This is a genomic window from Picosynechococcus sp. PCC 7117 (genome assembly GCF_001693275.1).
In the GTDB taxonomy this organism is placed as follows: Bacteria; Cyanobacteriota; Cyanobacteriia; order Cyanobacteriales; family MRBY01; genus MRBY01.
The window spans coordinates 1,467,485-1,487,283 of the sequence record NZ_CP016477.1 but is presented as its reverse complement, the minus strand read 5'-3'; the positions used below and the strand labels follow the sequence as shown (position 1 = coordinate 1,487,283).

Annotated in this window: 16 protein-coding genes; 7 read left to right on the top strand and 9 right to left on the bottom strand. The window is 50.6% G+C overall.

The genetic code is table 11. The features are described 5' to 3' along the window. Nucleotides 1-28: 28 nt before the first annotated feature. On the bottom strand, nt 29-1,525 hold the full coding sequence (locus tag AWQ22_RS07150) for a site-2 protease family protein (protein WP_065710625.1): 1,497 nt from the start codon (nt 1,523-1,525) through the stop codon (nt 29-31). A 103-nt stretch (nt 1,526-1,628) separates the two neighbouring features. Continuing rightward, a complete protein-coding gene (gene ruvB, locus AWQ22_RS07145) occupies nt 1,629-2,720 on the bottom strand; it encodes a Holliday junction branch migration DNA helicase RuvB (RefSeq protein ID WP_065710624.1) in 1,092 nt (363 codons plus the stop codon). Between the two features lie 162 nt (nt 2,721-2,882). Here ruvB and AWQ22_RS07140 point away from each other — a divergent pair, with 162 nt between their 5' ends. Beyond that, nucleotides 2,883-4,112 carry a sugar phosphate nucleotidyltransferase gene (locus AWQ22_RS07140; RefSeq protein ID WP_065710623.1) on the top strand — a complete coding sequence of 410 codons (1,230 nt, stop codon included), beginning with the start codon at nt 2,883-2,885 and terminating at the stop codon, nt 4,110-4,112. Here AWQ22_RS07140 and AWQ22_RS07135 read toward each other — a convergent pair. Next, the gene (locus tag AWQ22_RS07135) at nt 4,089-5,546 is read right to left on the bottom strand and encodes an ankyrin repeat domain-containing protein (protein WP_065710622.1); all 1,458 of its coding nucleotides are present in this window, start codon (nt 5,544-5,546) and stop codon (nt 4,089-4,091) included. The genes AWQ22_RS07140 and AWQ22_RS07135 overlap by 24 nt on opposite strands. A gap of 158 nt (nt 5,547-5,704) precedes the next feature. Here AWQ22_RS07135 and AWQ22_RS07130 point away from each other — a divergent pair, with 158 nt between their 5' ends. After that, complete coding sequence (locus AWQ22_RS07130) at nt 5,705-6,175, top strand: DUF4079 domain-containing protein (RefSeq protein ID WP_012307006.1); 471 nt, start codon at nt 5,705-5,707, stop codon at nt 6,173-6,175. Here the strand turns inward: AWQ22_RS07130 and AWQ22_RS07125 are convergent. Further along, the gene (locus AWQ22_RS07125) at nt 6,159-6,935 is read right to left on the bottom strand and encodes a DUF1997 domain-containing protein (RefSeq protein ID WP_232321528.1); all 777 of its coding nucleotides are present in this window, start codon (nt 6,933-6,935) and stop codon (nt 6,159-6,161) included. The two genes, AWQ22_RS07130 and AWQ22_RS07125, sit on opposite strands and share 17 nt — an antisense overlap. A gap of 145 nt (nt 6,936-7,080) precedes the next feature. Between AWQ22_RS07125 and AWQ22_RS07120 the strand changes: the two genes are divergently transcribed. Genes AWQ22_RS07120 through AWQ22_RS07115 form a run of 3 tightly spaced genes read left to right on the top strand, consistent with a single transcriptional unit; the run spans nt 7,081 to nt 9,893 of the window. After that, entirely contained in the window at nt 7,081-7,743 is a 663-nt protein-coding gene (locus AWQ22_RS07120; RefSeq protein ID WP_065710620.1) for an SDR family oxidoreductase, read from the top strand. Next, entirely contained in the window at nt 7,724-7,927 is a 204-nt protein-coding gene (locus AWQ22_RS17095; RefSeq protein ID WP_158227946.1) for a hypothetical protein, read from the top strand. Before AWQ22_RS07120 ends, AWQ22_RS17095 begins: the two co-directional genes overlap by 20 nt. After that, nucleotides 7,890-9,893: a DICT sensory domain-containing protein gene (locus tag AWQ22_RS07115; RefSeq protein ID WP_065710619.1), complete on the top strand. Its 2,004-nt coding sequence runs from the start codon at nt 7,890-7,892 to the stop codon at nt 9,891-9,893. Before AWQ22_RS17095 ends, AWQ22_RS07115 begins: the two co-directional genes overlap by 38 nt. A gap of 287 nt (nt 9,894-10,180) precedes the next feature. Here AWQ22_RS07115 and AWQ22_RS07110 read toward each other — a convergent pair whose 3' ends face one another. The 3 genes from AWQ22_RS07110 to AWQ22_RS07100 form a co-directional block, all read right to left on the bottom strand. Further along, nucleotides 10,181-10,762 carry a thioredoxin family protein gene (locus tag AWQ22_RS07110; RefSeq protein ID WP_065710618.1) on the bottom strand — a complete coding sequence of 194 codons (582 nt, stop codon included), beginning with the start codon at nt 10,760-10,762 and terminating at the stop codon, nt 10,181-10,183. Between the two features lie 62 nt (nt 10,763-10,824). Beyond that, nucleotides 10,825-13,884 (bottom strand): PAS domain S-box protein, encoded by a 3,060-nt coding sequence (locus tag AWQ22_RS07105; protein ID WP_065710617.1) that lies wholly within the window; start codon nt 13,882-13,884, stop codon nt 10,825-10,827. Between the two features lie 129 nt (nt 13,885-14,013). After that, complete coding sequence (locus tag AWQ22_RS07100) at nt 14,014-15,618, bottom strand: iron ABC transporter permease (RefSeq protein WP_198166546.1); 1,605 nt, start codon at nt 15,616-15,618, stop codon at nt 14,014-14,016. Nucleotides 15,619-15,802: 184 nt separating this feature from the next. On the opposite strand from AWQ22_RS07100, the gene AWQ22_RS07095 reads away from it, so the two are divergent. Then, the gene (locus AWQ22_RS07095; protein ID WP_030006577.1) at nt 15,803-16,045 is read left to right on the top strand and encodes a hypothetical protein; all 243 of its coding nucleotides are present in this window, start codon (nt 15,803-15,805) and stop codon (nt 16,043-16,045) included. Between the two features lie 15 nt (nt 16,046-16,060). On the opposite strand, the gene AWQ22_RS07090 is transcribed toward AWQ22_RS07095, so the two are convergent. Both AWQ22_RS07090 and AWQ22_RS07085 read right to left on the bottom strand, forming a co-directional pair. Further along, on the bottom strand, nt 16,061-17,836 hold the full coding sequence (locus AWQ22_RS07090) for a S8 family peptidase (RefSeq protein ID WP_065710615.1): 1,776 nt from the start codon (nt 17,834-17,836) through the stop codon (nt 16,061-16,063). A gap of 86 nt (nt 17,837-17,922) precedes the next feature. Continuing rightward, on the bottom strand, nt 17,923-18,714 hold the full coding sequence (locus tag AWQ22_RS07085) for a YaaW family protein (protein WP_030006575.1): 792 nt from the start codon (nt 18,712-18,714) through the stop codon (nt 17,923-17,925). Nucleotides 18,715-18,821: 107 nt separating this feature from the next. Between AWQ22_RS07085 and AWQ22_RS07080 the strand changes: the two genes are divergently transcribed. Beyond that, entirely contained in the window at nt 18,822-19,796 is a 975-nt protein-coding gene (locus AWQ22_RS07080) for an NAD(P)/FAD-dependent oxidoreductase (protein WP_065710614.1), read from the top strand. The last annotated feature ends 3 nt before the right edge of the window (nt 19,797-19,799 follow it).

The following is a 19,799-nucleotide window of genomic DNA, read 5'->3' as shown; positions in this document are numbered from 1 at the left end:
CATTTAAGCTTGAATTTTCCCCAAGAGATTAGGCGCCGATCCCCAATTGTCCCGCCAAGCTGGGACTCAAGGGAATTAAAGTCACCAGCATCAAAAATAAAGCGACCAATCCCAGGATCGCCCGGGTATCATTAGGTTCTAATAGTTCATTGAGGCTGGGGCGTTCTGCTTCCCGTTGTAAAAAAATAATAATTAAGGCCCAGTAGAGGGGAATGGGATTCGCTGGGTTAAACAAAGCCACTAGCCCCAATACCACGAGGGTAGCGATAGTGGTACGACGAGCTGTTTTGCGACCATAAATAGCCTGGACAATGCGGCCTCCGTCTAAACAACCTGCGGGGAGTAAGTTTAACGCCGTGATCACAAGGCCCAACCAGCCCAAAATCGTCAAGGGATGAATCGCCACAATCGCTTGTTGCAACCCATCGCCCAGGAAAATGCGCGCCAGGGTACCCACCAACACTGAACCCTGGAAAAATTGACTCGGAACTTTAAATAGACTGTCCGGGTTAGAAAGCCCAAAACCACCCAGGAGGAGAAGCAGGGAAATCAGCCCGCCCGCCGCTGGGCCAGCAAAGGCGATGTCAAAGAGTGCTGTCCGGTTCGGGAGCAGGGATTCAAAGCGGGTAATCGCCCCGAAAGAAGCAATCTGCCAGTTGGGGAGGAAAAAGGGAATGCTGAGTTTGACATTATATTTTCGGCTCGTGACCCAGTGGCCTAGTTCGTGAACCCCCAAGATGAGCCACATCCCCAGGCTGAGGGGCAGGACGTCGGTATAACACTGCCAATCACTGAAGAAATCAAAGCCTTTGAGGACGCCAATCGCTTCTAGGGTCGTCGCCAGGGTGGCAACAAATAAGACTAAAGCGACATTTTTCTGGGCGAGACTCGTGGTTTTTGGATCATTACTGCTCGGTAAGATCACGATCACCGGTTTTCCTTCTGGATCTTCGACCAAGAAAAGGCGGTATTTATCCCCCAGGCGATCGCCTAATTTTTCCGTCAGCTTTTGGTGGGCTTCTTCGGGTTCCCCTCGCAAATTTCCCTTGAAAATGGCCCCTTCTTGGTAGGGAATTGCTTCTGTGGCAAAAAATGTGTCAATGCCAAAAATACCTTTAATAGTTTGGAGATCCTCTGGATTAATGGGTTGAATTTCGGGTTCGGTCGCCGGATCTGCTGGGGCTTGTGTCGAGGATTCCGTGGCTTGAGTCTCAGTTTGGAGGCGTTCTAGGGCCTGTTTGCGAATCATCTCCCCCTGGCCTGCTTCTCGGCGTAGATTACCCAGATAAATATAGGCTCCCGCCGAAGCCACCAAAATCAGCACCACACCAATGAGATCCAGGCTCACCCCTAAAAGAATGCAACTCAATAGCACCAACCAGGGAACCGTAATCGCGAGGGATTGTCCCCAGGCCAATAACCCTAAGCGTCCCGCTTTTTGCGATCGCCGATAGCCCCACAAAACCGTACCCAAAGCCGCGAAAATAAGCAGTATTAATGCTGAGGTTGCCGGGGAAAAATCCATAATAAAGTTGCGTTGATCGTCCAAATTTCAAGTGTTTTCCCTATTTTAGAAGGATTTCTCCAGAAAGAAATTTTGAGGCCGCCACCCGCAAGACTCGTTAAAACTAGGGTAAAAGGTCGAGTTGGGTGCTTTGTTCCACCGGGATTAAACCGAGATGCTGTCTCGCTTTTGCGCTCACTACCCGTCCCCGGGGCGTGCGGTTTAAAAAACCAATTTGGAGTAAATAAGGCTCGTAAACTTCTTCAATGGTCTTACTGTCCTCGCCAGTAGCCGCGGCGATCGCCTCTAAACCCACCGGGCCACCCCCAAAATGATTGAGCATTGTTTCTAGGATTAGACGATCTGTCCAGTCCAATCCCAAAGCATCAACGTTGTACAGATCCAAAGCCGTTGCTGCCACCGTTTGGGAAATTTCTCCATAGCCTTTGACTTGGGCATAATCCCGGATTCGCCGTAACAGACGGTTGGCAATACGGGGCGTCCCCCGTGCTCGACGGGCAATCTCTAAAGCGCCCTCTGGGGTAATGGGTTGCTCAAGGATCAAGGCACTGCGATGGACGATGGCAATCAATTCATCGACCTCATAAAAACGTAACCGTTGAATCAAGCCAAAGCGATCGCGCAGGGGAGACGTTAATGCCCCCACTTTCGTCGTTGCGCCAATCAAAGTAAAAGGCTTCAGGGGAATACTACGGGTTCTGGCACTGACTCCTTTGCCAATGGTGACATCTAAGCGGCCATCTTCCATCGCTGGATAGAGCAATTCTTCGGCCATGCGATTGAGACGGTGAATTTCATCGATAAATAAAATATCGCCAGCCTCTAGGCCCACCAAGAGGCCACTGATATCACGGGGGCGTTCCAGGGCCGGGGCAGCGGTAATTTTACAATTCACCCCCATTTCTGCGGCTAAAATCAAGGACATGGTTGTCTTCCCTAACCCAGGGGGGCCATACAGCAACATGTGATCGAGGGGTTCGCGGCGGGCTTTGGCAGCGGCGATCGCAATACCTAGCACTTCCTTCAGATCCCTTTGACCTAGGTAATCTCCCAGACGTTGGGGACGAATGCGATCCTCATTGGCCGATTGTTCCTGGTCTTCGGGCAGGGCTTGACTCGTGGTGAGGGCATCTCTACCCAAAGCCGGATCACGTTTAGGCGGGAGACCATGGCCTTGGTTGCGTTTAATCGCCATTGCTGTAGACAGGAAACAACTGTCACTCCATCCTAAACTGAATCTTTTGGGAAATGCGGGCATTTAGGGAAAGGAACACCTTTCGGTAAAATAAAGACCAATCTTCCGAGGCTTTGCGCCATTTAGCCTGAAAACAGTCATTGTTCGAGGACAATACCATTCATGAAAGCCATGATTCTGGCAGCGGGTAAAGGAACCAGGGTTCGTCCGATTACCTACACCATCCCCAAGCCCCTCATCCCAATTCTGCAAAAACCCGTGATGGAATTTTTGCTGGATCTGCTCGCCCAACATGGCTTTGATCAGATTATGGTGAATGTGAGCCACCTCGCCCACGAAATTGAAGGCTACTTTAAGGATGGTCAACGCTACGGGGTACATCTGGCCTATTCCTTTGAAGGCAGTATCCAAGATGGAGAATTACAAGGGGCAGCCCTCGGTTCCGCCGGGGGGTTGCGGAAGATCCAAGATTTTCATCCGTTTTTTGACGATACGTTTGTGGTGCTTTGTGGTGATGCTCTGATTGATCTAGACCTCACAGCAGCGGTGCGATGGCATCGCGAAAAGGGGGCGATCGCCACCGTAATCACGAAATCTGTCCCCAAAGAAGCGGTCTCTAGCTATGGCGTGGTGGTCACAGATGACGAAGACCGGATTCTCAGTTTTCAAGAAAAGCCCAGCGTTACCGAAGCTCTCAGCACGAAAATCAATACCGGGATCTATATTTTTGAGCCAGAGGTAATCGATTTTATTCCCCCCAACTGCGAATTCGACATTGGTGGTCAACTGTTTCCGAAGCTTGTGGCGGCCAATGCACCTTTTTACGCCCTAGATATGGACTTTGAGTGGGTGGATATTGGTAAAGTCCCTGACTATTGGCAAGCGATTCAAAGCGTGCTCCAGGGCAAGATCAAAAATGTGCCCATTCCCGGCATCGAAGTCAAACCAGGGGTTTATACAGGCCTGAATGTGGCCGTCAACTGGGATAAAGTCGATATCCAAGGCCCTGTCTACATTGGCGGCATGACCCGCATTGAAGATGGGGCAAAAATTATTGGCCCGACCATGATTGGCCCCAGTTGTTGGATTTGTGCAGGCGCGACCGTCGAAAGTAGTGTAATTTTTGAATATTCTCGCTTGGGCTCAGGGGTACGCCTCAAGGATAAATTGGTCTTTGGGCGCTACTGTGTTGATAAAACGGGGGCAACCATTGATCTGCAAAAGGCAGCCCTGGACTGGTGGATTACAGATGTACGCCACGCCCACCCCCCCACGGCACCGGTGAAAAATCCCCACGTGGTCGAATCCTTAGAAATTGAAAAGTTTTTAAATAGCTCTAGCTTGGCGGCAGACTCTCCCCCATCGCCATCATCCCGCCCCAGCAGCCTTTAAGAGCTTCACAACGGTCTTACATTGGTTAAACTGGGCAATTTTAAGGGCTGTGTCGCCCCGTTTATTTTGGGCATTGAGATCTAAATCTGGACACCGTTCGAGGAGCAACTGAACAATGGCATGGTGATCCCGGTGGGCAGCCCACATTAAGGCTGTGGCTTGATGTTGATCTGTGGCATTGGCATCGGCCCCCCCCTTTAACAGCACTTCAATCACTGCTTGATAACCGCGATCGCCCGCTTCCATGAGGAGGGTTTTGCCGCTGGGGAGACGTTCGTCAGGATTTGCCCCTCTAGCGAGGAAAAGTTCGAGGAGTTCCAGCTTGCCTTGATTAAAAGCGATCAGGAGCGCGTTTTCTCCTTCATTTTGGTAGTGGAGGTCTGCACCTTGGTCGAGGAGAAGTTGGGCGATCGCCCTTTGCCCCTGGTAGGCAGCAACCAGGAGGGGGGTATCACCTTGATGGTTGGCTAGGTTCACCGCAGCATTTTGGCGGAGTAAATATTCGACAATATCGTAGTGGCCTTCGAGGGTTGCTAAATGGAGGGCTGTGTCGCCTGCTGCATCGGTGCTATTGGGATTTAATTGATGCTTAAGCAAATATTGCACCAAGGCGAGATTGCCAGCAGCCCCCGCGAGAGGCAAAATATCCGGCTGAGTCAGGGTTGCCCCGGCCTGAACCAAACGTTGTGTGAGGGGCAAATTCCCCTGTTCGACGGCAAAAATAACGGCCGTATCCCCATCGAGATCTGTGGCATTGACCACCGCCCCAGCAGCCAACAGCATGTCAACGACCTCATCGTAACCCGCAATAACTGCGTGCATGAGGGGGGTCTTCCCGTCACTACTGGGGAGATTCACATTTAACCCGGCCTTGAGTAGGACTTCTAAACAGGCGATCGCCCGCTCCGACACGGCCACTGTCATCGCCCCTAAGCCTTGGTAAGGGTTAGCCCGCTGGGTCAGGAGTATCTGCACCACCACCGGGTGTTGCCCTTGAATCGCTAAATTCAGCGCCGTATCCCCATCAAAATCTTCGTGGTTAATCTTTGCCCCGGCCTTCAACAAAATTTCTACGGTGGCGATCGCCCCCCGATAGGCCGCCACCATCAGCGCGGTACTGCCATCTTCATTGGTGGCATTGGGATTAGCGCCGGCCCCAATCAAAAAATGTAGGACTGCCGTTTGTCCTGCCGCCGCCGCCACCATCAGCGCCGTGAGGCCATATTTTCCTCGTAATTCTAAATCTGCGCCGTGGGTGAGGCAGAGTTTAACGAGATCCAAAGCCCCAACTTGGCAGGCATACATCAAAGGACTCGTGCGATCGCCATCCAAGATATTGACTGGTACCCCCTGGGTGAGCAAGACGGCCACTCGATCCACATTTTGGGCGCGAATTGCCTGAAATAACTGGGCGCGGTCCACGGGGGCTGTCATCGCGAAACATACAATAAAGGTTAATTTCTATTGTAGAAGTATCCCGGATCGATCCTGTCCCAAGCCGTCCCAGATTCTAGTTGATAATTTCCATTTACCAGGGGAATCGGTTAAGTTTTATAAAGATTTCAGCATCCTGAACGAAGGAGAAAACACCCATGAGTTTTGAAATTCCAGAGTCCGTCAAAGTCTGGTCCCAGTTTGGTCACCCCATTATGATGTGGGTCTTGTTTGGGCTTTGTATTTATGCGATGTACCTCGGTATTCAGATCCGCCGCATCCGGAGTGCCGATAAAGAAGTCCGCAAAGAATTGGTAAAAAAACAATTTAACTTCAAGCACCACCAGGTGGGTTCGGCCCTGCTGGCATTTATGGTTTTGGGCACCATTGGTGGGATGGCCGTCACCTACATCAACAACGGGAAATTATTCGTTGGCCCCCACCTCCTTGTCGGTTTAGGGATGACCGGTTTAATTGCCATCTCAGCCTCTTTAGTGCCTTTTATGCAACGGGGCAACGACTTGGCGCGGGTAACCCACATTGGCTTGAATACGTTGCTGGTGGCTCTGTTTGGTTGGCAGGCAGTGAGTGGTATGGATATTGTGACGAAAATTATTGGCCGTCTGTAGGTAGCGTCCAGGCAAAATTTTCGGGGGGGACAGGGGTACTGTCCTCTTTTTTGTGGGTTTCTGGATTGTCTTCGGGGGGACAAATGACGGTACAACCCCGGCCACTCTTGAGGGGTAAGGGGAGATTAAAACAGTCGTGGAAGTCTTGCTGAACTTTTGTGGTGAGGCGCGGTGAAACCTGGGAAACAATGGTCGCGAGGAGGCGATCACCTGTGGTTTTCAATAGACCCTGGGGCAACTTGTAGATAAACCGGGGAAACTGAACCAGCACCTGTAAATGCAGCTCCCAATTCACCTGGGTAATCACCGGCGGCATCGGGCGATCGCCGAGTAGTTTTCGTGCCTGGGCATCGTTGGCAAGTACCTGTTCCCAGGGGAGATGATCGAGGCACATCAGCGCATCATAATCAATGGCATAGCCCTGGGATTGGGCCTCAGGGAGGGGCACATTGTACATTCTGTAGGCATTTTCAACGGGGGGATCAAAAACCACCGCTAGTTTTGGTTCTACTTCATAGCCAAAATTGCCAAACTTGCCCACCGTCAGAATATAGCCATTCTCGGTGAGGGGTTCTACCTGCATCGGTTTTGCACAACGGTGGAACCAACCGCCATGGCGATCTAGGTACGCCGCGACTTCCTCCAGGGGCGCGTACATTTGCATGATCCCTCGATAGTGGGTCTCAAAATGCATCGGTGGCGTTTCGGGGTTACCGTCACCAAAGGCCGTGAATAGACGAGACGATTCCGCAGGGTTCATAGCAGCAAAAGACAAGAAATAAACTTGTTGTACCTAAAATCATGCCCGCTTTTCTGTAAAGTTGCACCCCAAGACCGAGGAATTCAGGGTAATAATTATAAATCGAAGGCAAATTTCCGCCAGCGATTTTAGGAGGTTAATGAGGATGAAAGTTTTAGTGGTCGGGGCGACGGGGGAAACGGGACGGCGCGTTGTCGAAACCCTAATTGCTCAAAATATCCCGGTGCGGGCCATGGTGCGAGATCTCAACAAAGGCAAAGAAATTTTGCCCTCGGACGCAGAATTAGTCGTTGGTGATCTCCTCGATAAAAAATCCCTCCCAGGGGCGATCGCCGACTGTGACCACATCATTTGTGCCGCTGCGGCTCGACCCAGTTTGAACCCTGCCGCATTTTTTCAAGTGGATTATGTCGGCACCAAATCGCTGATCGATGCTGCCGTAGCCCAGGGAGTTAAGCAATTTGTCCTCGTCACGTCCCTTTGTGTATCTAAATTTTTCCATCCGTTGAATCTATTTGGTCTGGTGCTGTTCTGGAAAAAACAAACCGAGGCTTACCTCATCAACAGTTCCCTCAATTACACGATTGTCCGTCCCGGTGGCTTGAATGCCGAAGCCGCAGCGCCCCTGGTACTCGCCCAAGCCGATACCCTGTTTGAAGGACGAATTCCCCGGCAGCAGGTGGCAGAATTATGTGTGGCCGCCCTTGATCATCCCCAGGCAAACCGACAAATTATTGAAGCGATTACGGACAGTGACCGTGAGCCTCAGCCGATCCCTGACCTGATTCGTGCCTTGGGCTCTGCGTAATGGCGATCGCCTCGTCACCATTCATTCAGTTGCCAAATCCCCTAGAAAAATTGATCAATATTGGGTGATCAAGGATAATCTAGGGAATTCCTCTGGTCCATCGTTCGTAGAAGGCGACTATTCCTTTCGGGAAAAAGCATTTCTTAATGAGTATTCAAACCTCGGTTGTCAAACAATTATTTGAAGCCGTTCCCCATGGGCGATCGCAACTCTATTTCAAATCTTCCCTAACGGCACTCTCCCACGCGATGGAAGATCAAATCCTTGCAGGTCAAGATTCCCCCTTGGTGATCGCCAGCTTCCAGCAAGAAAGATACTACCGCCAGGAAGCAACCCGTTATCGTCGCATTGCCGATAAATCCCAACAGGTTTACGTCCTCGCGGCCCCAGAAACAGAATTTGAAAACGCTTCTGATACCTACGAGCGCATTGCCTTTACGCCAGATGATGCCCTAAGCGAAGAGTGGCACCTCGTGGTGATTGGAGAAAATTTTGCCAGTTGTCTCCTTTGCCGAGAAAAACACAACAATTCTGAAAAGGGAGATCACTTCGCCGATAATGCCCGTCGTTTTGAAGGCATTTGGACCGAAGACCGCAACATTACCGAAAAAGCAGCGGAAATCCTCCTCGATCGCATTGCCCAATATCGCCCGGAGCTCCAGGAAAAAATTCAAACGGCCAAGGAAACCTACCTCCAGAATGGTCACCAAGATCTAACGGAACATCAGCCTAATTCCACCGCCGATCCCTTTGTGCAGCGCTTGGTGAACTATCTCCAGGCGGGTCAATACAAAATCCTTAAGGCCAACCGCTCCCTGGCAAACAAAGAACAAAAGGAGCGTTTAATTAATACGGTCACAGCGGCCATTCGGCGATCGCTCGACACCGAAGACATCTTGCAATTGGCCGTCGAAAAATTAGGAGAAGGTCTCGGCGTCTGTCGCTGCATTATTTACCGTTGCAAAGAGTCGGACGAACAAGCCCAGATCCAGCATGAATTTCTCCACGGGGATCAAATTTCTGTAAAAGGTCGCAATTGGCCCCTGAAGGATAATCCCCTCTTTCAAAAAGTGGTCTCCCTGGGGGAAGCCCTCGGCATTGATAATACCGAGCAAGATCCAGACTTTATCAAAGACCAGCTAGAAACCCTCACCCAAACCTGTTCCATTGTCTCCTGGCTACTGGTGCCGGTACTCTACCAAGGGCGACTAATCGGCATGATCGAGCTCCATCACTGCCACCCAGAGGCGATCCATTGGCGACAGGAAGATATTGCCCTCGTGGGGGCGATCGCCATCCAAGTCGGTGTGGCCCTAATTCAGGCCGAAGCCTACAACAACCTCGAAGAACTCAACGAACAATTAGCAGCCCTCGACCGTACCCGTTCTAACCTTGTGGCGATCACAGGCCACGAACTCCGGACACCTTTATCAACGATTCAAGTCTGCCTAGAAAGCCTTGCCAATGAGCCGGATATGCCGGAGGAATTGCGCCAGGTGATGCTAGATACCGCCCTCCAGGATGCAGAACGTCTGCGCACCCTCGTCCAGGATTTTCTGACCCTATCCCAACTCGAAAGTGGTCGGGTGGAGTGGAATATTGAACCCCTGATGCTCTATGAATGTGTGGAACTGGCCATGAGCCACGTGCGGGCCAAACGTTATCAAAGTGGCGGCCAACCCCTACCCCAACTGATCAATCAGGTTTCGCCAGATTTGCCCCTCGTCCAAGCTGACGGGGAATGGCTCGTAGAAGTGATCGCCAAGTTGCTGGACAATGCCTGTAAATTTAGCGATGCCAAGCAGGGTCAAGTGGCGATCGCCATCACCGCCGAAGATCCCCATAAACTCACCGTGAGCATTATCGACAATGGTCGGGGCATCGAACCCAAACGCCTCGAAACAGTCTTTGATCGTTTTTACCAAGAAGAAGGGGCATTGCGACGGAGCGCTGGCGGCACTGGCTTAGGATTAGCGATTTGTCGCCAGATTGTCACCGCCTGGGGGGGAGCGATCTGGGCAGAATCCGAGGGTAAAAATCAGGGGAGTCAATTTTCCTTTACGGTGCCGGTCTTTGAAGAACCCAGCCCACCGAAAACGAACCAGACCAGCAAAACAAAAACGAAAACGAAGCGTTCCCGGCGTCGCTAACAAACGCTCACAAAACTGAGCAATTCACCTTAAGCTTTGTGAATATTCCCAACTAAATATCAGCATGGGCCTACAGAGGACTAAGGGCGCAGGACAATAAAGATAGAGGGACACCACAGAATCCACAGACTCCCTATTTGAGCGAGAGATCCCTGAGTGAAGTCCCAAGGAGGCTTTATGTTAAGCACCTATTTATTTCCAGATGGCACCCTGTACATTTTAGTAAAACTGCTTGTCCTGGCCCTCGTCATTTTGCTATGGCTGACGGTCAAGTCGTCCCCTGTGGTTTAGCCAAAATAACTGGGGGCATTGCCTGGTTTCCATTTGATATTGCAACCAAGGCTGGGCTTTTGGTTCGGATCAGGGGTTTCTTTTGCCAAAACGGCGGCGATCGCCTGGCGAAGATCGGCTCCCGTTACGGGCTTGTCATTACCGGGGCGGGCGTCGTCCAATTGGCCCCGATAAACCAGCTTTAAGTCCTGATCGAAAAGGAAAAAATCAGGGGTACAGGCCGCTTGATAACTTTTGGCGATCGCCTGGGACTCATCATAGAGAATCGGAAAATTTAATTGGAGTGCTGCCGCCATTTCCTTGAGCTTTTCTGGGCCATCATCCGGATAATTCTCTGCATCATTGGCACTAATGGCGACAATGCCTAGCTCCTGGGGGACGAAATCTACTCCCAACCGGGCCAACTCATCCTGGACATGGATCACAAACGGACAGTGGCGACACATAAAAATCACGAGCAAACCCGCTTTCCCCCGGAAATCTCCAAGGCTAACGGTTTTTCCGGTGGTGACATCCGGTAGGGCAAAATCAGGGGCCGGAGCACCCAGGGGAAGCATGGTGGATTCAGTGCGAGCCATAAAAAATTACCTCAATAATTGTGTGTAAGTTGCTGGGACTGACGCAAACCATCAAAATCAATTTAGCGATCGCCTTCATAAACCCAAGTGAGATGAAGATGGGTCTGAAGCATCTCCAATAAATTTGAAAAATCCAGTGGTTTTTCTAAAAAAGCATCAAAATCCGAATTTATATTATGCCAACCATGATCCAAAACATCCCCGGACATGGCGAAGATAGGGATTGTCCTAAATTTTTCGAGTTGACGAATCTGGTGGGCCATGGCTTGACCGTCCATCCGGGGCATCACCATCTCTGAAATGATGAGATCTACTGGATGGGCTTCTGCCACTATCAAACCATCTTTTCCGTTTTCGGCTTCGAGAATCTTAAAACCCAAAGGCATCAAGAAGTGTTTAATCACAGAACGATTAACCCAACGGCTATCCACAATCAGAATGGTCTGCCTGCGGCCCACATAACCAATAATTTGTAGGTGATCACGGGTCACTTGATCATCAGCAACGAGGGGAGGACTAACAAGCACCTCCGATAGCTCCAGGTCAAAGGAAAAACAACTCCCTTTGTTCGGAGAACTCGTTAACTGGAGTTCGCCCCCCATCATCGCCACTAATTTTTGGCTGATCGCTAATCCTAAACCTGTACCGTGGGGCCGACTGCGGCGATCGCCTATCTGCTCGAAGGGTAAGAAAATTTTCTGATGGTTTTCGGGGTCAATGCCGCAGCCTGTATCCCGAACCGCGAAGTGTACTCTGTGCCAATGATGCTTAGGAGATTTGGGGGGAGTCTGCGGGGGCTGGCTTAATTGAACGTCTAAAACAACGCTTCCCTGGTGGGTAAATTTAATCGCATTGCCCAATAGATTCAGTAACACTTGCCGGAGACGTTGATCATCGACCAGTAAATAATCGGGAATATCTGGATCAATATCGTAATTGAGGAGGAGTTGTTTTTCTGTGGCCTTGATCTGACAGGTTTGGATAATATCCAGAATAAAGTAATGGAATTGCACCGCCGTTGGAATTAGCTCTAGGCGTTGGGCTTCAATTTTAGAAAAGTCAAGCACATCAGCAATCAAACTCAAGAGATGATGGCCGCATTGTTCAATGATTTTGAGGCTGCTTTTTTGCTCTGTACTCAAGGATTCATCAAACATCAAAATTTGCGTGTAACCCAAAATGCCATTTAAAGGTGTGCGTAGCTCGTGGCTCATATTGGCAAGAAACAGACTTTTTGCCCGGTTTGCTTCTTCGGCTTGTTTTTTGGCGGCTTGGAGGGCGACTTCATTGGCCTTGCGGTCCGTAACATCCATCGCCATGGTGATTTGCAATTTACGCCCATCGGGCAAGGTACCAAGGGGAGCACTACTAAAATCCCAAATGCGTTGGTCACCGTCTTTGATCAGGATGGCGTATTCACCGTCATGGGTGGAATTTTGGATCTCATAAACTTTCTCGATCCCCTGTAGGGCCGTCAGATATGCTTCACCGTAGGCTTTTGCTGCCCAGGCTGCGATCGTAGGAATTTCCGTGATGTCATAGCCGGTTAATGCCGTCCAAGTACGATTGAGCTGCAAAATTTCACCATCACTGGCGTAGAGCAGAATGGGAAAGGGTGCGTCTTGAATCGCCCGGTAGAGACGTTGTTCACTTTCGCCGAGGGCGGCATTGGCTTGTCTTTGCTGGGTGATGTCTTGGACAAAGATAAAAAATCGGCTTTGATCTTCGCTGAGGTCAGTGGTCAAACTCAGTTGCATTTCTCGGATCTGACCTTTTTTGTGTCGCCACTGTTGATAGAGTTTAAGTCTGCGGCGATCGCCCCATTCTGTGAGCAGTTGTGCGGGATCGAGGTCGTCGGTAATGAGCAGATCAAAAATTGAGCGTTGCAGCAATTCATCGCAGTCATAGCCTGTCATTTCACCCAGGGCCACGTTAACTTCGAGAAAATAGCCCCGATCATCTAAAACGGCATAACCATCAATGGCAGTTTCAATGGCCGTTAAATAACGGGAGGCACTGGCGGCACGGATCTGTGCTTTTTCGATTTCTGCTTCCCTGGCGATCGCCTCTAGCTTAAAGCGATGTAACCGCAGCATTTGGTAGCCCACCCAAAAGACAACCCCAATGAGTAAGCCCGATAGACCACTAATGGCGATCGCCAACTGACGAATGGGAGCGTTGGCTTCCCGAAGGTTAACCTTATAAATCACAATCCAAGGGGCTTGGGTCGTTTCAAAGGAAGCCCCCACAACGAGGATATCCCGGTAATCAGTACCCCGCACCAAACGCCGAGACTGCAGAATTGCTTGGGTTGCGAGGAGAGAATCTTGATCCAGGGAACGTCCCAACTGTAGCGGCGGCTCATTGGCAAACCGTAGGGGATTGAGGTAACGAATATTATTGCCTTCACGACGCACCAACAAAGTTTCAGCGGTGGTACTAGCATTGGCCGCTCGGTCTAATAGACTATATAAAAAATTCTGGGGATCTTTTTCTAAATATGCCGCCCCAATAAAATTATTTTGCTCATCATAGATGTAGGCTAAAACACCAAAAACAGGGAAGTCTTGGTTATTGACTTTTAAGAGATTTAAGTCGATCAAGCGCACTTCTCCCCCAAGACTGGTTTGGTGATCTGCCTCCTTAAAAACTGTATTAATTTCCTGGGGTAAGGGATTTTGCACCCCCGTTTGCCAAACAGTTTGTCCCTGGCGGTTAAAAAAAACGATGCGGCGGTAATCGTAACTGGTTTGCACATCGAGGGCCAATTGGGTTAAATTCGCCTGTTGCTGCTGCACAATGGCAGAATTTGGATCATTCGTCGCAAAGGCTTTGAGGGCATCAATAGTCGTGGGCCTTGAGGCAAGCACCCGGGCATCACCTTTGCGTTCTAATAACCATTGATCAATTTGGGTCGCCTGGAGTTCAGCCACTCCCAAGAGATTGTCCTGTAGATCGAGTAACAGTTTTTCACTGAACCAACGAAAGCTAACAATACCACCAGCAACGACACCAACAACGGCGATCGCCAACCCCCAAGATAAATACCGGACATTGAAGCGCGCTTTGTACGGACTTTGATGTGACTGGGAATTCGGCAGCTTGGGGGAATCCTGGAACATTTGTCTGGAAAGCCGACTAGGATAACGATGATTTTTGTAATGAATAAAATCAATCTTCTAGAAGTCACTTTACCCATTCTCACCCAGCGATTAAAGATTTGTAGCGAATTTCTTACATTTGTTATCCATTCACTCGTTGCGGACGTGGGCAATGCGCCAACTGAGAAAAATCACCGGAATCAAGCCCACCGCCAAAATCGCCAGGGCGGGCACAGAGGCTTCAACTAACCGTTCATCGGAAGCGTATTGATAAACCTTCACGGCCAGGGTATCGAAGTTAAAGGGACGAATCACCAGGGTCGCCGGGAGTTCCTTCATCACATCCACAAACACCAACATCGCAGCGGTTAACAAACCACTCCACATCAGGGGAGTATGCACACTCACCAGGGTACGAATCGGGGTATAACCGAGGCTGCGGGAAGCATCATCTAGGGTGGGCTTAATTTTGCCGAGGCTCGTTTCGACGGCCCCAAAGGACACTGCCAGAAAGCGCACTAAATAGGCAAAAACCAGGGCGGTAATCGTGCCACTCAGGAGTAAGCCCGTGGAGATATTGAACTGGGCTTGGAAAAAATTGGCGATCGCATTGTCGAGTTTCCCCATGGGAATCAGAATCCCCACCGCAATTACCGAGCCGGGAATGGCATAACCCAGGGACGCAATCCGCACACCCAAGGCCATCCAGAGGCTGTGATTTAATCGTTGACCGTAGGCCAAAATCAAGGCGATCGCCACCGCTAAAATTGCCGTCACACTCGCTAAGACGAAACTATGCTGGGCAAACTCCCAGAACTGTGTCCGAAACCGCGCCTGGGGACGATTAAAGGCCATTTCCAAAAGAGTACCGACGGGCACAACAAACCCAAAAAAAACCGGAATCCCACAGGTCAGCGTGGCGATACCAGCCCGCCATCCTTGCAACTCATAGGCCTGGGGTTTGTCATAGTTATTACTGGTTTGGTAATACTGGGCTTGGTGCCGCGACCATTTTTCGAGAACCAACAGCCCCGCAATAAACAGCATCAATACCGCCGCCAGTTGCGCTGCTGCCTGGGGTGCCCCCAACCCAAACCAAGTGCGATAGATCCCCGTGGTGAAGGTTTCGACGCCAAAATATTGCACGGTGCCAAAATCATTTAAGGTTTCCATCAGAGCCAGGGCCAGACCCGCCGTAATCGCTGGCCGAGCTAAGGGTAAGGCGATCGCCCAAAAACTTTTCCAGGGGCCGCAGCCCAACGCGCGACTCGCCTCTAGGGTTGTGACGGACTGCTCTAAAAAAGCCACCCGTGCCAGCAGGTAAACATAGGGGTAGAGCACCAAGATCAACATAATGATTGCCCCCCCCAGAGACCGAACCTCCGGAAACCAATAATCCTGGGCCGATTGCCAACCGAATATTAGTCGCAAAAACCGCTGCACCCAGCCGAAGTAGTCCAAAATATCCGTGTAAATATAGGCCAACAGGTAAGCTGGAGCGGCGAGGGGCAAGAGTAACAATACCTCCCAAAAACCTTGGCCCCGAAAGCGACACATCGTCACCAACCAAGCCGTGGCCACCCCGACAACTGTGACCCCCACGCCGACCCCAAGCATCAACCACAGGGAATTGAACACATAACGCCCCAGCACCGTGTCGACCAGGTGACGCCAAATTTCGCCAGAATCCGTGAAAACACTCCCCAATACAGAAAAAATCGGTAGGGCAATCAAAGCGGCGATCGCCAGAGTCATCGGAGTCCAAAAATTAAGCTGTAAACGTTTCAAGGGATTCACAATCAGGAGAGGTACTAAAATCCCATTGTGGAGTGAAGGGGAAAACTAATGCAACTCATTTGCACCAAAGGTTACCCCGTCAGGACGATAAAATAGGCAACATTAATCGCTATTGCCCACAGCAAACCCCAAGCCATTAGTTATGAATCAACCCAACTTCCTCACCCCAGAAGAATCCCTCGATGTCGATGCCGCCCTCTTAAGTAGTCCAGAGAAATTTCTCGCTCGTCTGACCATTTCTTCCCAACGATTACTGGGGATCATTGCCCAAGATCTCGATTGCCCCATCGAAAACCTGAGCCACAAAGAAATTATCCAGTGGTTTGAAAAGGACGCCAAAACACGCCAGGAAAAAGGCCCAGAAGCGGCTATTTTAAAGTGGTAAATTTTGACAGATTTCCTAGTTACTGGTTTTTAACGGTTCCGTCAGCATCAATTTCGCTAGGGCCACACACAGGAGTCCATTAATCCCTAAAAATGCCTGGGCTAAAATACCCGATCCCAAACCCCAAACTGTCGATGCGGCGATCGCACTGACCCAGAGGCAACTCGCCACCCCCAAACAAAGACCAACCCCAAAGCGTTTCCCCCCCTCGGTGCCAGCAAACAAGAGCAACACCCCAAAGGGAATCAAAACACTCGCGAATAGTGGATTTAAAGCAGGATTTCCGTTGATGGCATTGCCCAATTCCGGGAGAGAACTGCCCAGAAGCCGAAAGGGGGCCTGGGGCAAATCAAAAATATAAATGCCCTTGAGGAAAAATAACCCCGAACTGCCGAACACTAAGCCACTACTGAGGGGCCAACCCCAGCCAAAGGGCAAATAGTTCCGCAGCAGAAAAGCGAGGAGATAGGAACCTAAAACCATCGCTAACTTCGGCAAAAGGGCTACTGTGCCCCCATCGATCCAGAAACGAGGATTCAGATATCCATTATCCCGGAGCCAGCGGAAGAAATCTTTGACGGTGATTTTGCCTTTAAGGGCTTCTGTTACCGCCTGACCCGCATTGAGATACCCGGCACCGTAGTGGTTTAAAGGATCTTCGGTTACCTTTTGAGCCGATTGGGTCAAGACCTGTAAAACTTCGGCTGGTTTAGTCACACCAGTCGCTTTCACCATGGCCGCCACGCCAGCCACATGGGGCGCGGCCATACTGGTGCCTTTGTAGTCGATAAATTCTGGTTGCCCTGTTTTTGGGTTAAGGATTTCCTGGAGAATGCCTCCCGCTTCACTGCCCCCAGGAGCCGCAAGATCAATTCCCGCCCCGTAATTGGAATAGGGCGCTTTTTTGCCAACCGCATCGGTGGCCGCAATGCCGATCACCTTAGGATAACGGGCTGGATAGGCAGCAGCATTTTTGTTGGCATTCCCCGCAGCGGCAATGATCACCACGTCTTTGCGATAGGCATAGTCAATTGCTTCTTGCATCAACTGGCTCGCACCAGCACCCCCAAGGCTGAGGTTAATCACATCGGCCCCTTGATCGGTGGCAAAACGGATTCCCTCGGCGATGTCAGCGACGGTTCCCCCACCATTAGCGGCGAGGACTTTAATGGGCATAATCTTCGCTTTATAGGCAATGCCCGCAACACCGTAGTTATTGTTTGTCGACTGGGCAATTGTCCCGGCAACGTGGGTGCCATGGCCCACATCATCTAAAGCTTCCGGGCGATCGCCTACGAAATCGTAGCCCCCAACAAAGGCGGTTTGTTCTAAATCTGGCACAGGGCTAACCCCAGTATCGATAACCGCCACGGTGATCCCTTCCCCTTGGGTTTCTGACCAGGCGGCTTCGACATTAATGTTGCGTAAATTCCATTGCTTTGGGTAATCTGGGTCGTTTGGCACCCCATAGGCCCGGTAAATGTAGTTGGGCTCGATGTATTCCGTTGCTTTTTTGATTGGGTCGGATTGGCGCAACCACTGGAGCATTTCTCGCTTACCCTCGATAACGTAGATCTGGTCAGCGGCGGAAAATTCACTATTAAGCCGGGGGATGACGTTGAATTGTTGGGCGATCGCCTTTAACTGTTGCTCAACGACACTGGTTTCTACGGTTTCGCGAAAATCTAAGATTAAAGAATCGTATTCCCCTTGGGTCGCCAAGCTCGGCGATCGCCAAAGGCCAAATCCAAGACCAATACAGAACAGCAGCAAAATCAAAAATTTACGCATGGGGAAGTTTTGCCAAATCTATTGCCCCAGCCTAGCTCAAACTTCTGTGAAAACGGGCCAATGTATACAGAGTTAAACCAGGGGTTTTAAGCAACAACCAGGGGTTCTCTAGTGAGGCGAATTTGGGCCAAGGTGACAATCATCGGGATAATACGCCCGTAATTAGTGGCGATCGCCCGCCAACCGAGATCGACAAGAAACCAACTCCACAAAGCCGGGACAACAGCCCCCAACACACTACGGGTGAGGCCATAACGCAGGGCAGTTTGGGTCAACATCAAAGAACCAAGCCTTGTTGTGGTTGTTTTTAGAGCTTGGCCCGTCGCAAAATGTAGCGCCAACTGCCGGGCAACCTGCTTCATTAAAAATGATTTCAGCACACTACTAATCACCAAGGTGCTACTCCCTTTAAGGAAAATTCTCAGGGGATTATGTTGGAGTTGGACGGGCAAAGCTTCGGGTAAATCCGTTTGGGCCAGCGATCGCCTCACTCGATCAATCAAGGCCCGTTGTTCTTTTTGGGGGAGTTTATCCCAAGCGCGGCTGGTCAAGGCGAGGAAAATTTCTGCTTCAAGCTCAATGGTATCCAGGGCAGTCCCACAGGGAATATCGAGAAATTCCCCCACCTGAAACAGGATTTGGCGGTAGGTGAGGGTTTTGGTTTGGCGACGGAGCACCGTGACTCCATCGGCGGCTAAAAAACGGAAGCGGGTTTCGATATGCTGAATTTGGCGATCGCGGTCTTGACTACGAATGGCGCTGGGTTGAGGTGTTTGCCAATAGTCGAGGGGATTAAATTTACGGCTAAAGAGCAGTTGAGTGAGGTGGTGCAGTTCCTCATCCGTTGCTAATTCCAGGGCTGTCCGTAGTTCATCCACAGCAAACATCATCTCCACGCTTAGATGCTGCCTATTGTAATCTAGCTTTTCGCTGGTCAACTTTTTACAATGGGGCGCGGACAGAGAACGTCAGGAAATGTGATCAAATGTTGGATGTGGCGATTATTGGGGCAGGCTTAGCGGGGATTCATTGTGGCCGAAAAATTCAACAGGCAGGCCAACAGGTCGCACTTTTCGATAAATCCCGTGGTGTGGGTGGTCGCCTCGCAACCAGACGGATTGCAGCGCAGCCCCTTGACCATGGTCTACCCTACTGGGAGGTTTTAGGAGCCCATACAGCGGCTTTAACGGAAACTTTGGTTGCAGCTGATCTTTTAAAACCCTGGTCGGTGGCAACGAGCGATCGCCTTGATCCAGAGATTTGGCAAACCCTTGCGGGGGAACAACGGTGGATGGCGCCAGCGGGAATGACGGCGATCGCCAAATATTTAGCCCAAGATTTAACGATTCATCGAAGTCAACGCCTAATCCACCTCGAAGAACGTCCAGGTCATTGGCGACTGACCTTTGAACAAGGGGAAACCGTCTACGCGAGGCAGGTGGTTTTAGCGCTGCCCCTGCCCCAAGTGATCACACTCACTTATTCTTTTATTACCGTGCGCGATCGCCTTGCGGAAATTTTCTATGCGCCAGCCCTCTCTCTCATGGTTGGTTATGACCAGTTTGATTGGAGATTTCCCTGGCAAGCGCTCCGCCTCAGCCAACATCCCCGATGGCGCACGATCAGCTACGAAGGCCAAAAGCGATCGCCTGGGAATTTCACCCTAGTCTGTCAAACGACGGGAAATTTTGCCCAAAATTATTTAGAGACAGCGGATTTAACCCCCGTCGCCACCACGCTATTGGATGAATTACAAAATCTTTTTACCTTACCGACACCCCAATGGTGGCAGATCCAGCGTTGGCGCTATGCTCTCCCTGCAACGAACTATGGCCAAGCCTATTATCGTTTTGCCACGGACTCTCCCCTGATCGCCTGTGGAGATTGGTGTTTGGGAAATGGTATCGAAGGGGCGATCGCCGCTGGTTTGGCCACTGGTGATGCGCTTTTATCTGTGTAAATT

Excerpts from the sequence above, each read along its gene's own strand:
- AWQ22_RS07150 (WP_065710625.1), bottom strand. The coding sequence starts at position 1,525 with ATGGATTTTTCCCCGGCAACCTCAGCATTAATACTGCTTATTTTCGCG.
- ruvB (WP_065710624.1), bottom strand. The coding sequence starts at position 2,720 with ATGGCGATTAAACGCAACCAAGGCCATGGTCTCCCGCCTAAACGTGAT.
- AWQ22_RS07140 (WP_065710623.1), top strand. The coding sequence starts at position 2,883 with ATGAAAGCCATGATTCTGGCAGCGGGTAAAGGAACCAGGGTTCGTCCG.
- AWQ22_RS07135 (WP_065710622.1), bottom strand. The coding sequence starts at position 5,546 with ATGACAGCCCCCGTGGACCGCGCCCAGTTATTTCAGGCAATTCGCGCC.
- AWQ22_RS07130 (WP_012307006.1), top strand. The coding sequence starts at position 5,705 with ATGAGTTTTGAAATTCCAGAGTCCGTCAAAGTCTGGTCCCAGTTTGGT.
- AWQ22_RS07125 (WP_232321528.1), bottom strand. The coding sequence starts at position 6,935 with ATGAACCCTGCGGAATCGTCTCGTCTATTCACGGCCTTTGGTGACGGT.
- AWQ22_RS07120 (WP_065710620.1), top strand. The coding sequence starts at position 7,081 with ATGAAAGTTTTAGTGGTCGGGGCGACGGGGGAAACGGGACGGCGCGTT.
- AWQ22_RS07115 (WP_065710619.1), top strand. The coding sequence starts at position 7,890 with ATGAGTATTCAAACCTCGGTTGTCAAACAATTATTTGAAGCCGTTCCC.
- AWQ22_RS07110 (WP_065710618.1), bottom strand. The coding sequence starts at position 10,762 with ATGGCTCGCACTGAATCCACCATGCTTCCCCTGGGTGCTCCGGCCCCT.
- AWQ22_RS07105 (WP_065710617.1), bottom strand. The coding sequence starts at position 13,884 with ATGTTCCAGGATTCCCCCAAGCTGCCGAATTCCCAGTCACATCAAAGT.
- AWQ22_RS07100 (WP_198166546.1), bottom strand. The coding sequence starts at position 15,618 with ATGACTCTGGCGATCGCCGCTTTGATTGCCCTACCGATTTTTTCTGTA.
- AWQ22_RS07095 (WP_030006577.1), top strand. The coding sequence starts at position 15,803 with ATGAATCAACCCAACTTCCTCACCCCAGAAGAATCCCTCGATGTCGAT.
- AWQ22_RS07090 (WP_065710615.1), bottom strand. The coding sequence starts at position 17,836 with ATGCGTAAATTTTTGATTTTGCTGCTGTTCTGTATTGGTCTTGGATTT.
- AWQ22_RS07080 (WP_065710614.1), top strand. The coding sequence starts at position 18,822 with ATGTTGGATGTGGCGATTATTGGGGCAGGCTTAGCGGGGATTCATTGT.